Origin of the sequence: Pelagibius sp., assembly GCF_965249265.1 — a bacterium.
GTDB lineage: Bacteria > Pseudomonadota > Alphaproteobacteria > Kiloniellales > Kiloniellaceae > Pelagibius.
This window is the reverse complement of record NZ_OZ252224.1, coordinates 1587612-1599746: the sequence shown is the minus strand read 5'-3', so window position 1 is coordinate 1599746 and position 12135 is coordinate 1587612. Positions and strand designations below refer to the sequence as shown.

Sequence of the window (12135 nt, the reverse complement as noted above, 5' to 3'; positions counted from 1 at the left end):
TTTCTCCCGATAGAATAACTGGTTTCGCAGAGACGGGTCGGGGCGTGAAGGCCGCGCCCGGTCACGTGCTCTGTTTCAGATCGACGTTGAGGCCGAGGGACCGCAGTTCCTTGACCAGAACGTTGAAGGATTCCGGAATACCGGCTTCGAAGTTGTCGTCGCCCTTGACGATGGCTTCGTAGACCTTGGTCCGCCCGGAAACGTCATCCGACTTCACGGTGAGCATTTCCTGCAGCGTATAGGCCGCGCCGTAGGCCTCCAGCGCCCAGACCTCCATCTCGCCGAAGCGCTGGCCGCCGAACTGGGCCTTACCGCCCAGCGGCTGCTGGGTGACCAGGCTGTAGGGGCCGATGGAACGGGCGTGGATCTTGTCGTCCACCAGGTGATGCAGCTTCAGCATATAGATGTAGCCGACCGTCACCTGACGTTCGAAAGCCTCGCCGGTGCGCCCGTCGATCAGGGTCACCTGGCCGGAGCGGTTGAGGCCGGCCTGCTCCAGCATCGCGGAGATGTCTTCCTCGCGCGCGCCGTCGAAAACCGGGGTCGCAATCGGCACACCCTTGCGCAGGTTACCGCCGAGTTCCAGAAGCTGCTCCTCGCCCATATCGGCAATGTCGCCCTTGTAGGTCGCATCGCCATAGACGTCCTTCAGCTTCTTGCGCAGCGGCTCCATCTTGGCGCCGCGGCCGATCTCGTCGAGCATCTGGCTGATCTGTCCGCCCAGGCCGCTACAGGCCCAGCCCAGATGGGTCTCCAGAATCTGTCCGACGTTCATGCGGCTCGGCACGCCCAGGGGATTGAGCACGATGTCCACCGAGGTGCCTTCTTCGGTGTAGGGCATGTCCTCGATCGGCACGATCTTGGAGATAACGCCCTTGTTGCCGTGACGGCCGGCCATCTTGTCGCCCGGCTGCAGCTTGCGCTTCACCGCGACGAAGACCTTGGCCATCTTCATGACACCCGGCGGCAGCTCGTCACCGCGCTGCAGCTTGTCGACCTTGTTCTCGAAGCGCTTGTTCAGCTCGTCGATGGACTCCTCGAACTGCTTGTTCAGGGCTTCCAGGTCGAGCTGGCGCTTGTCCGCCTTGATGGCGATCTGGCGCCACTGGCCCGGCGTGAAGTCGCTCAGCACCTTCTCGGTGATCTTGGTGCCGGACTTCAGACCCTTGGGGCCCGAGACGGCGGTCTGGTTCAGCACCAGGTCCTTCAGGCGGCCGTAGAAGCTGCGCTCCAGGATCGCCCTTTCGTCGTCGCGGTCCTTGGCCAGACGCTCGATCTCCGCCCGTTCGATGGCCAGGGCGCGCTCGTCCTTGTCGACACCGCGGCGCGAGAAGATCCGCACGTCGACCACCGTACCGGTGACGCCCGGCGGCACCCGCAGCGAGGTATCGCGCACGTCGGAAGCCTTTTCACCAAAGATCGCCCGCAGCAGCTTTTCTTCCGGGGTCATCGGCGACTCGCCCTTCGGCGTCACCTTACCCACCAGAATGTCGCTCGGGTTCACCTCGGCGCCGATGTAGACCATGCCCGCCTCGTCGAGGTTACGCAGCGCATCCTCGCCGACGTTGGGAATGTCGCGGGTGATTTCCTCCTGACCCAGCTTGGTATCGCGGGCCATGACCTCGAATTCCTCGATATGGATCGAGGTGAAGACGTCATCGCGCACGATGCGCTCGGAGATCAGGATCGAGTCCTCGAAGTTGTAGCCCTGCCAAGGCATGAAGGCGACCAGAACGTTGCGGCCCAGCGCCAGCTCGCCCAGGTTGGTCGAGGGACCGTCGGCAATGATGTCGCCGCGGGCCACCTCGTCACCCACTTTCACCAGCGGGCGCTGGTTGATGCAGGTGTTCTGGTTGGAGCGCTGGAACTTCAGCAGATTGTAGATATCAACCGCCTGATCGCCGCTGGAGGTTTCCTCCGTCACGCGGATCACGATGCGGGTCGAGTCCACCTGGTCGACCACCCCGGCGCGGCGTGCGCCGATGGCGACACCGGAATCCCGGGCCACGGTGCTCTCCATGCCGGTGCCGACCAGCGGTGCCTCGGACTGCAGCAGCGGCACGGCCTGCCGCTGCATGTTGGAGCCCATGAGCGCGCGGTTGGCGTCGTCGTTCTCCAGGAAGGGGATCAGGGCCGCGGCGACCGAGACCAACTGCTTGGGCGAAACGTCCATGAAGTCGATCTGCTCGGGCAGGCCCATGATGTAGTCCCCGCCCTCACGGCAGGAAATCAGGTCCTCGGTAAAACGGCCCTTGTCGTCCAGCAAGGCGTTGGCCTGGGCGATGGTGTAGCGCCCCTCTTCCATGGCCGAGAGGTAGTGCACCTCGTTGGTCACCTTGCCCTTTTCCACCTTGCGGTAGGGGCTCTCGATGAAGCCGTACTGATTGACCCGGGCGTAGGTCGCCAGGGAGTTGATCAGGCCGATATTCGGGCCTTCCGGCGTCTCGATGGGGCAGATGCGGCCATAGTGGGTCGGGTGCACGTCGCGCACCTCGAAACCGGCACGCTCGCGGGTCAGACCGCCCGGGCCGAGCGCCGAGAGGCGCCGCTTGTGGGTGATCTCCGACAGCGGATTGGTCTGATCCATGAACTGGGAAAGCTGTGAGGAGCCAAAGAACTCCCGCACCGCGGCCGCCGCCGGCTTGGCGTTGATCAGGTCGTGCGGCATGACCGAGTCGATCTCGACGGAGGACATCCGCTCCTTGATCGCCCGCTCCATGCGCAGCAGGCCGAGGCGGTACTGGTTCTCCATCAGCTCGCCGACCGAACGGACACGCCGGTTGCCGAGGTGATCGATGTCGTCGATCTCGCCGCGGCCGTCCTTCAGCCCGACCAGGACCTTCAGGATCTCCAGCATGTCGTCCTTGCGCAGGGTGCGCATCTGGTCATCGGTCTCAAAGCCCATGCGCGCGTTCATCTTCACGCGGCCCACGGCGGAGAGATCGTAGCGCTCCGGATCGAAGAACAGGCCGTTGAACATTGTCTCGGCCGTCTCCAGCGTCGGCGGCTCGCCCGGGCGCATCACCCGGTAAATGTCGATCAGCGCCTCTTCACGGCTGGTGTTCTTGTCGACGGCCAGGGTGTTGCGGATATAGGCGCCGACGTTGATGTGGTCGATCGCCAGGATCGACAGGTTCTTGGCGCCCGCCTCGACCAGGGTCTCGATCAGGGTCTCGCTCAGCTCGTCGCCGGCCTCGCAGATGACCTCACCGGTCTTCTCGTTGATGAAGTCGCCGGAAATGTAGCTGCCGACCAGTTGTTCGCTGGAAACGAACATGTCCTTCAGGCCGCCCTCGACCAGCTTCTTGGCGAGCCGCGGCGTGATCTTCTGGCCGGCCTCGGCAACCGCCTTGCCGCTGTCGGCGTCGATCAGATCGGTCGCCAGCTTGGCGCCGCGCATCCGCTCGGCATCGAACTTGGTGCGCCAGCCCTTGCCGGAACGCTTGTAGACGATGTGATCGTAGAAGTAGTCGAGCACGTCTTCCGGCGTCATGCCCTGGGCCTCATGCGGCTCCAGCTCGGCGCCGTCCTTGGCCCGGTCGACCCGCAGCTTCTCGGTGTCGGCGGAATCCAGCGCCAGCAGCAACGTCGTGGCCGGCAGCTTGCGGCGCCGGTCGATGCGTACGTAGACCAGATCCTTGGCGTCGAACTCGAAGTCCAGCCAGGAACCCCGGTAGGGGATGACGCGGGCGGCGAAGAGGTACTTGCCCGAAGAGTGGGTCTTGCCGCGGTCATGGTCGAAGAAGACGCCCGGGCTGCGGTGCATCTGGGAGACGATCACCCGCTCGGTGCCGTTGACCACGAAGGTGCCGTTGCGGGTCATCAGGGGCATGTCGCCCATGTAGACGTCCTGCTCCTTGATGTCGCGGATCGAGCGCGCACCGGTGTCCTCGTCGACATCCCACACCACCAGGCGCAGGGTGACCTTCAGCGGTGCGGCAAAGGTCATGCCGCGCTGCTGGCATTCCTCGACGTCGTATTTCGGCTCTTCCAGCTCATAGCGCACGAACTGCAGTTCGGCGCGCTCGGAAAAGTCGCGGATCGGGAAAACCGAAGTGAAAACTTCCTGCAGGCCCGTATTGCTCCGGTCGGAGATCGCAGTGCCCAACTGAAGAAACTGGTCGTAGGAGGTCTTCTGAACCTCGATCAGATTGGGCATCTCCGCCACTTCGGTGATCTTGCCGAAGTTCTTGCGGATGCGCTTACGTGCGGTCAGGGAATTCGCCATGTCTGTCATATCCTCGTTCGCGTCGCTGAGCTGAACGTTCGGCTCCTGCTTGAACAAAAGCGCTCCGTTCTTGACACCGGGCCCTCAGCTCTGGCCCGGTCACGGGAACCGTTAAACGGCACAGTCCCCAAAGCCGCTATTCCGTTGCCCGGCATCGTCTTTCGATCCGGGCTATCTGCTTCTCCTGGGCGGAGACGCAGATAGCCGGCGCGGCCTGCACCCTTAAAGCGCAGGCCGGCCGGTTACTCTGCATTGGCGTACCGGCAAGCTACTTGAGCTCGACCGACGCACCCGCCTCTTCGAGCTTCTTCTTGAGCTCTTCGGCTTCTTCTTTGCCGACGCCTTCCTTCACCGCCTTCGGTGCGGACTCGACCATGTCCTTGGCCTCTTTCAGGCCCAGTCCGGTGATCTGCCGGACCTCTTTGATGACATTGATCTTCTTGTCGCCGGCAGCGGCCAGAACGACGTCGAATTCAGTCTGCTCGGCAGCCGCGCCACCGCCGTCGGCCGGAGCCGCAGCAGCCGCAACAGCGACCGGCGCTGCGGCGGAAACGCCCCAGCTTTCTTCCAGCTTGGTCGCCAGCTCGGCCGCCTCGATGACGGTCAGCTTCGACAGCTCTTCAACCAACTTATCCAAATCAGCCATTTCTTACTTTCTCCTAGGCTTGAACTCTCGTGCGTGACGAGGCTTACGCGGCCTCTCCCTTGGAGCCGTAGGCACTGAATACGCGGGCCAGCTGAGCAGCCGGCGCCTGCACCACACCTGCCACCTTGGTGGCCGGGGCCTGCAGAACACCGATCAGCTTGCCGCGCAGCTCATCGAGCGACGGCAGGGTTGCCAATGCCTTGATCCCGTTGGGATCAAGCATGGTCGCCCCCATTGCACCGCCGATGATCGTCAGCTTGTCGTTCTTCTTTGCGAACTCCACGCAGACTTTCGCAGCCGCCACCGGATCTTCCGAAACGGCAATCGCCGTCGGTCCGGTGAACATGTCTTTCAGTGCTTCGAACTGAGTACCCTCAAGGGCAAGACGCGTGAGCCGATTCTTGGTCACCTTGTAGCTGGCACCCGCCTCCAACATCTGACGCCGGAGAGACGATGCCTCGGCCACTGTCATCCCACTCTGTTGGGTGACAACGACCAGGGTCGTCTCACTGAACGTGCTGTGCAGACTGGCGACCAGCTCTTCTTTCTGAGATCGGTCCACGAGTCACTTCCGCTCTACTTGGTCGGACCGCAGGATTGCGGTCCTTCCGGTTTCAACGAGGACCACCGGCTTTAGGCTCCGGTGATCCGGCTCGCCTGTCCCGGAAGTTCAAGCCTCTCGGCTCCCATAAAGGGAGCCGCGAAACCCTTTCCTCCCGTCTATGCAGGCCCGGATGGCTTAAACCGGTCCCGGATCACTCCTTCATCGGAGCTTTCCGCGACCGACACCTGCAGTCTCGGACAGGTTGGGCCGGCAGCACCGCTGCCGCCCCACTTTCAGCCAGGGCTTAAAGACCCCTGGCTGAAAATCCCGTTCCGGCAGACCAGGCCTCAGGCCTGGATGCTGCCCAATTCGACGCGCAGCCCCGGGCCCATGGTGGACGAGAGAGCAATACGCTTGATGTAGGTTCCCTTGGCGCCGCTCGGCTTGGCGCGAGAGATCGCCTCGACAAAGGCTTTCACATTCTCGACCAGCGCGTCTTCGCCGAAGCTCGCCTTGCCGACACCGGCATGGATGATCCCGGCCTTCTCGGCACGGAATTCAACCTGGCCGCCCTTGACCGCCTCGATGGCGGCCTTCACGTCCGCGGTCACGGTGCCCAGCTTCGGGTTCGGCATCAGGCCGCGCGGGCCCAGCACCTTACCCAGACGGCCGACCACCGGCATCATGTCCGGCGTGGCGATGCAGCGGTCGAAATCCATGTCGCCGCCCTGGATCTTCTCCGCCAGGTCCTCGGCGCCGACGATATCGGCGCCAGCCTCGCGGGCCTCGTCGGCCTTGGGGCCCTTGGCGAAGACCGCGACCTTCACGGACTTGCCGGTGCCGTGGGGCAGCGAGACGACGCCGCGGACGTTCTGGTCCGCGTGGCGCGGGTCGACGCCCAGGTTCATCGAGATCTCGATGGTCTCGTCGAACTTGGCCTTGGCACTGGCCTTGATCATCTTCACTGCTTCATCGATGCCGTAAACCGCTTTGCGGTCAATACCATCGTAGGCTGCTTTCAGCCGCTTTCCCTGAGATCCCATGGCCCTACTCCGTCACCTCGATGCCCATCGAGCGCGCCGAGCCCATGATGATCTTGGCGGCGGCGTCGATATCGTTGGCGTTCAGATCCTTCATCTTCGCTTCCGCGATCTCCCGGACCTGGGCCATGCTCACCTTGCCGACCTTGTCGCGGTTCGGCACCGAAGAACCCTTGGACACCTTGGCCGCCTTGCGCAGGAAATAGCTCGCCGGGGCGGTCTTGGTTTCGAAGGAAAAGGAACGGTCCGAATAGGCGGTGATCACCACCGGTGTCGGAGCGCCCTGCTCAATGTTCTGCGTGGCCGCATTGAAGGCCTTGCAGAACTCCATGATGTTCAGGCCACGCGCACCAAGCGCAGGCCCAACCGGCGGCGAGGGATTCGCCTGGCCAGCCGGGATCTCCAGCTTAATGAAGCCTGCTACTTTCTTTGCCACTTTCTATCCCTTTCTTACAAATAGGGTTTTGCGGTACGGCGCAGCCTGTGGACTTGGTGCGGCGGCGCCTCCCGCAGATCCGGACAGTCTTGTCCAAATGGTTAACAAATCGTTAAAGCTTCTCTACCTGCGAGTATTCCAGTTCGACCGGGGTCGCCCGTCCGAAGATCGACACCGCCACCTTCAGGCGGGCGCGCTCTTCGTCGACCTCTTCGACCAGACCGTTGAAGGAGGTGAAGGGGCCATCGGCCACCCGCACCTGCTCGCCGATCTCGAAGATGATCGAGGGCTTGGGCCGCTCGACCCCTTCCTGTACCTGCTGCAGGATCCGCTCCGCCTCTTTCGAGGAAATCGGCGTCGGCCGGCGGTTGCCGAGAAAGCCGGTAACCTTCGGCGTGTTCTTCACCAGATGCCAGGACTCGTCGGTCAGTTCCATGCGCAGCAGGACATAGCCGGGGAAGAACTTGCGCTCAGCATTGACCTTCTGGCCGCGGCGCAGTTCCACCACCTCTTCGGTCGGCACCAGGACCTGCTCGAACAGGTCTTCCATACCCTTCTGGCGGGCCTGCTCGTGAATGCCCTCGGCAACCTTCTTCTCGAAGCCGGAGTAGACGTGCAGCACATACCAATGCATCGCCATGACGTCAGCCCCCCAACCCGAGGACGAATTGCACGCCAAAGGAAAGCACCTGATCGACCAGGAAGAAGAAGATCGCGGTCAGGATAACCATGATGAACACCATGATCGTGGTCACCACGGTTTCCTTGCGCGTCGGCCAGGTCACTTTCGAGACCTCTTGGCGCACTTCGCGAATGAACTGTCCTGGATTGATCATTGCCATCGGCTTGAACTGTTTCCTACTACGCCTAAACCGCGCCCAAAGCGCGGTCCGAAATTCCCTTATCTTCTAACCTGCAAGCCGCCTTACTTTGGCCTGCACCGCCGCCTGCGCTGGCAGGAGTGGAGGGACTCGAACCCACAACCCCCGGTTTTGGAGACCGGTGCTCTGCCAATTGAGCTACACTCCTTCGCGCCGGCTGGCCGGCCTGAAGACCTGACCGCCGAAACGGCCGGATCTTCGGAGTGTCGCCGGCGGACGCCTTCTTTCGAGGGCGCCCGCAAACGACCTGCGTATTACTTACTGATTCCGGCGACGACGCCGGCGCCGACGGTGCGCCCGCCTTCACGGATGGCAAAGCGCAGGCCTTCGTCCATCGCGATCGGCGCGATCAGTTCAACCGACATCGACACATTGTCGCCCGGCATGACCATTTCCGTGCCTTCCGGCAGCGTCACAACACCCGTCACGTCCGTCGTCCGGAAATAGAACTGCGGACGGTAGTTCGTGAAGAACGGCGTATGACGGCCGCCCTCTTCCTTCGTCAGGATGTAGGCTTCCGCCGTGAAGTTCGTGTGCGGCGTGATCGAGCCCGGCTTGGCCAGAACCTGGCCGCGCTCAACGTCCTCGCGCCCAACACCACGCAGCAGCGCGCCGATGTTGTCGCCCGCCTCACCCGAATCAAGCAGCTTGCGGAACATCTCGACGCCCGTGCAGGTCGTCTTCTGCGTGTCGCGGATGCCCACGATCTCGATCTCGTCGCCGACCTTCACGATACCGCTCTCAACGCGGCCCGTGACCACCGTGCCACGGCCCGAAATCGAGAACACATCCTCGATCGGCATCAGGAAGGCCTTGTCCTTCGGGCGGTCCGGCTGCGGGATGTAGCGGTCAACCTCCGACATCAGCTCAAGAATCGCCTTCTTCCCGATCTCCTCGTTCGAGTCCTCAAGCGCCGCAAGCGCCGAGCCCTTCACGATCGGAATGTCATCGCCCGGGAAGTCGTAAGAAGACAGAAGCTCGCGGATCTCCATCTCCACCAGCTCCAGAAGCTCCTCGTCGTCGACCTGGTCGACCTTGTTCATGAACACCACAAGCGCCGGAACGCCAACCTGGCGCGCCAGCAGGATGTGCTCGCGGGTCTGCGGCATCGGGCCGTCGGCAGCCGAAACGACCAGGATCGCGCCGTCCATCTGCGCCGCGCCCGTGATCATGTTCTTCACATAGTCCGCATGGCCCGGGCAATCAACGTGCGCGTAGTGACGCTCCGCCGTCTCGTACTCGACATGCGCCGTCGAAATCGTGATCCCACGCGCCTTCTCCTCAGGCGCCTTGTCAATCTGGTCGTAAGCCGAAAACTCAGCCCCTCCAGACTCCGCCAGAACCTTCGTAATCGCCGCCGTCAGCGTCGTCTTACCATGGTCAACGTGGCCAATCGTTCCAACGTTGCAGTGCGGCTTCGTCCGCTCAAATTTTGCCTTCGCCATTACCTTATATTTCCTAACGTCGTCTCAGGCGCGTCAAAGAGTTTACGGTCTGTCCCGGGCCGGCGACCGGCCGGGCCCTTCGCTTTCTGGAGCGGGTGGCGGGAATCGAACCCGCGTAGCCAGCTTGGAAGGCTGGAGCTCTACCATTGAGCTACACCCGCAAAACTCCCCGCACCCGCCCTATTGCGTGCTCCGCATCCCGCCAGAAGGGATCTTGGTGGAGGGGGTTGGATTCGAACCAACGTAGGCATAGCCAACGGGTTTACAGCCCGTCCCCTTTAGCCACTCGGGCACCCCTCCAGCCGACGCAACCGGTGGTGCGATGGAGTTGCGAAATATGTTGATTTAATTCAGCCTGTCAACTTCTAAACACGGCAAAAGCGCCCCTTCCGACCATTTTGACCGGGTGGTCGAAAAGAACGCAGAGGGTTGTCGCTGCTTGTCCACAGGATATTAGGTCTCAGAATGACGAAACGCAAGACCAAGCTCTCCGGTCACCGCCCGGGCAAAGCCGCGCAAAAGAGCGGGCCCGGCAGCCCCGAGTCCCCTGGCCGACGCCGCCGCGACTCCAGCCAAAGCGCCCGGGACGGCAGGCATTCGGGCGGCCGCGGGGGCGGTCTCTGGCTCTACGGGGTCCACCCGGTCCTCGCCGCCCTGGCCAACCCGCGCCGCCGCATCGACCGGCTGCTGCTCAGTCCCGAGGCGGCCCAGACCTGGGGCCAGCGGTTGCGCCAGGAGCGCGATCCCCGCCACGAAAGGCTCTCGCCAGAAACCCTGGACCGCCGGGGAATCGAGGCTTTTCTGCCGGAAGGCGCGGTACACCAGGGTCTCGCGGCGCGCGCCGCGCCCCTGGAGCAGCCGGCGATCGAGGATATCGCAATCGCCCCGCTTGCCGCGCCAAAGGCTGAACCCGAGGGCGCAGCGGGGACTGAGATGGAGGCCGGGGCGCCGCCCGCCCGGCGGGTCATCCTGCTGCTGGATCAGGTGACCGACCCCCACAACGTCGGCGCCGTGCTGCGGTCAGCCGCCGCTTTCGGGGCCCAGGCGGTGGTGGCCCTGGACAAGGGTGCCCCGGAGGAGAGCGGCACCCTGGCCAAGTCCGCTTCCGGCGCCCTGGAGGTCGTCCCCTATATCAAGGTGACCAACCTGGCGCGGACCCTGGACAGCCTGAAGGAGGCCGGCTACTGGTGCTGGGGCCTGGCCGGCGAAGCGGGCCAAAGCCTGGCCGGGAGCCGCCCGGCCGAGGCCGTCGCCCTGGTTCTGGGGGCTGAGGGTTCCGGTCTGCGGCGCCTGACCCGGGAGCGCTGTGATCTTCTGGTTAAGCTGCCAACCCGGGCGCCGATCCAGGCGCTCAATATCTCCAACGCCGCCGCCGTCGCCCTCTACGAACTGCTCGGGCGGGACTGAAAAGGCCTGTTCCTGCCCCCTCACAGCCCGCCGCGACACCGGCTAGCCCGCTTGCCAGCCGCGCGAGGGCCGTGCTAGCGCTTTGCCCACATCAACGCGCAGGTGATTTATGAGCTCCGCCATCGAAGCCTTTCTGAAGGAAAACAGAATCGACGAGGTCGAATGCCTTGTCCCGGACATGGCCGGTATCGCCCGCGGCAAGATCCTGCCGGCCAAGAAGTTCCTGGAAGGCATGCGTCAGCGCGGCTTGCGCATACCGGAGGATGTTTTCGTCCAGACGGTCAACGGTGACTATCCCGAAGACCCCAGTTCGGTGGTCAGCGCCGCCACCAAGGACGTCTATCTGACCCCCGATGCCGAGACCATCCGCATCGTGCCCTGGTACGAGGAACCGACGGCCCAGGTGATCTGTGACGCCTTCCACTTCAGCCACGATCCGGTGGAGATCGCCCCCCGCCGCATCCTGAAACAGGTGCTGGAGCTTTATGCCGAGCGGGGCTGGCGGCCCACCGTCGCGCCGGAACTGGAGTTCTTCCTGGTCGACGTGAACACCGACCCGGACTATCCGCTGGAGCCGCCGATCGGCCGCTCCGGCCGGCGCGAGACCAGCCGCCAAGCCTACGGCCTGGACGCCGTGAACGAATTCGACCCGATTTTCGAAGAGGTCTATGACTTCTGCGAAGCGATGAACATCGACATCGACACCCTGACCCACGAAGGCGGGGCGGCGCAGATGGAGATGAACTTCAATCACGGCGACGCGCTGCTGCTGGCCGACCAGGCCTTTCTGTTCAAGCGCGCCGTGCGCGAAGCGGGGCTGCGCGGCAAGGTCTACGCCACCTTCATGGCGAAGCCGATGCAGGGCCAGCCCGGCAGTTCCATGCACGTTCACCAAAGCGTGCTCGACGCCAAGACCGGCCGCAATCTCTTCGCCACCAAGGGCGGCAAGGATACCGCCCTGTTCCGCAAGCACATTGCCGGCCTGCAGCGCTATCTACCCGCCGTCATGCCCCTGCTGGCCCCTAATGTGAACAGCTACCGCCGGCTGATGCCGGACTATGATGCCCCGATCAACACCCACTGGGGCTATGATAACCGCACCGTGGGACTGCGCGTGCCCAACTCCGGGCCCGAAAACCGCCGCGTCGAGAACCGCCTCGCCGGCGCCGATGCCAATCCCTACCTGGCGATCGCCGCCTCCCTGGCCTGTGGTTACCTGGGTATGACCGAGAACCTGAAGCCGCGCCAGCCGATCGAGGGCAGCGCCTACCGCCTCGCCCGCACCCTGCCGCGCACCCTCTACGATGCTTTGGAGCGCTTCAACGCGACCAAGGCCCTGAAGCCGGTGCTGGGCGCCCTCTTCATTCAGGCGGTGACCCTGGTGAAATACGAGGAACTGGACGCCTATCAGCAGGTGATCTCGTCTTGGGAACGCGAACACCTTCTGCTAAACGTATAGTCCTTGATCGATCTGTCGGATCAACAAAGAACAGAAGCGGGCTGCTGGA

The 12135-nt window shown here is 63.5% G+C and carries 10 protein-coding genes and 3 tRNA genes; 2 read left to right on the top strand and 11 right to left on the bottom strand.

Translation table 11 applies throughout. The features are described 5' to 3' along the window. Positions 1–61 precede the first annotated feature (61 nt). From rpoB to ACP146_RS07600, 11 genes are all read right to left on the bottom strand, one after another. The gene (gene rpoB / locus ACP146_RS07650; protein WP_422366173.1) at positions 62–4228 is read right to left on the bottom strand and encodes a DNA-directed RNA polymerase subunit beta; all 4167 of its coding nucleotides are present in this window, start codon (positions 4226–4228) and stop codon (positions 62–64) included. A 268-nt stretch (positions 4229–4496) separates the two neighbouring features. Continuing rightward, positions 4497–4874: a 50S ribosomal protein L7/L12 gene (rplL, locus tag ACP146_RS07645; RefSeq protein ID WP_422366172.1), complete on the bottom strand. Its 378-nt coding sequence runs from the start codon at positions 4872–4874 to the stop codon at positions 4497–4499. A 43-nt stretch (positions 4875–4917) separates the two neighbouring features. Beyond that, on the bottom strand, positions 4918–5436 hold the full coding sequence (gene rplJ, locus ACP146_RS07640) for a 50S ribosomal protein L10 (protein ID WP_422366171.1): 519 nt from the start codon (positions 5434–5436) through the stop codon (positions 4918–4920). 329 nt (positions 5437–5765) lie between these two features. After that, positions 5766–6461, bottom strand: a complete 696-nt coding sequence (gene rplA / locus ACP146_RS07635; RefSeq protein WP_422366170.1) for a 50S ribosomal protein L1 — start codon at positions 6459–6461, stop codon at positions 5766–5768. Positions 6462–6465: 4 nt separating this feature from the next. Further along, complete coding sequence (gene rplK, locus ACP146_RS07630; protein ID WP_422366169.1) at positions 6466–6894, bottom strand: 50S ribosomal protein L11; 429 nt, start codon at positions 6892–6894, stop codon at positions 6466–6468. Positions 6895–7006: 112 nt separating this feature from the next. Beyond that, on the bottom strand, positions 7007–7534 hold the full coding sequence (gene nusG, locus ACP146_RS07625) for a transcription termination/antitermination protein NusG (RefSeq protein WP_422366168.1): 528 nt from the start codon (positions 7532–7534) through the stop codon (positions 7007–7009). Positions 7535–7538: 4 nt separating this feature from the next. Next, the gene (gene secE / locus ACP146_RS07620) at positions 7539–7736 is read right to left on the bottom strand and encodes a preprotein translocase subunit SecE (protein WP_422366167.1); all 198 of its coding nucleotides are present in this window, start codon (positions 7734–7736) and stop codon (positions 7539–7541) included. A 111-nt stretch (positions 7737–7847) separates the two neighbouring features. Next, positions 7848–7923: transfer RNA gene (locus ACP146_RS07615), tRNA-Trp, on the bottom strand. Between the two features lie 106 nt (positions 7924–8029). Then, a complete protein-coding gene (gene tuf / locus ACP146_RS07610; protein WP_422366166.1) occupies positions 8030–9220 on the bottom strand; it encodes an elongation factor Tu in 1191 nt (396 codons plus the stop codon). Positions 9221–9307: 87 nt separating this feature from the next. Further along, positions 9308–9381, bottom strand: a tRNA-Gly gene (locus tag ACP146_RS07605). Between the two features lie 54 nt (positions 9382–9435). Next, positions 9436–9520 (bottom strand) — tRNA-Tyr (locus ACP146_RS07600). A 165-nt stretch (positions 9521–9685) separates the two neighbouring features. Here ACP146_RS07600 and ACP146_RS07595 point away from each other — a divergent pair. Beyond that, positions 9686–10627: a TrmH family RNA methyltransferase gene (locus tag ACP146_RS07595; RefSeq protein WP_422366165.1), complete on the top strand. Its 942-nt coding sequence runs from the start codon at positions 9686–9688 to the stop codon at positions 10625–10627. Positions 10628–10736: 109 nt separating this feature from the next. Then, on the top strand, positions 10737–12086 hold the full coding sequence (locus ACP146_RS07590) for a glutamine synthetase family protein (RefSeq protein ID WP_422366164.1): 1350 nt from the start codon (positions 10737–10739) through the stop codon (positions 12084–12086). Positions 12087–12135 lie beyond the last annotated feature (49 nt).

Coding starts and splice junctions, on each gene's coding strand:
- rpoB (WP_422366173.1), bottom strand. CDS start 4,228: ATGGCGAATTCCCTGACCGCACGTAAGCGCATCCGCAAGAACTTCGGC.
- rplL (WP_422366172.1), bottom strand. CDS start 4,874: ATGGCTGATTTGGATAAGTTGGTTGAAGAGCTGTCGAAGCTGACCGTC.
- rplA (WP_422366170.1), bottom strand. CDS start 6,461: ATGGGATCTCAGGGAAAGCGGCTGAAAGCAGCCTACGATGGTATTGAC.
- nusG (WP_422366168.1), bottom strand. CDS start 7,534: ATGGCGATGCATTGGTATGTGCTGCACGTCTACTCCGGCTTCGAGAAG.
- secE (WP_422366167.1), bottom strand. CDS start 7,736: ATGGCAATGATCAATCCAGGACAGTTCATTCGCGAAGTGCGCCAAGAG.
- tuf (WP_422366166.1), bottom strand. CDS start 9,220: ATGGCGAAGGCAAAATTTGAGCGGACGAAGCCGCACTGCAACGTTGGA.
- ACP146_RS07595 (WP_422366165.1), top strand. CDS start 9,686: ATGACGAAACGCAAGACCAAGCTCTCCGGTCACCGCCCGGGCAAAGCC.
- ACP146_RS07590 (WP_422366164.1), top strand. CDS start 10,737: ATGAGCTCCGCCATCGAAGCCTTTCTGAAGGAAAACAGAATCGACGAG.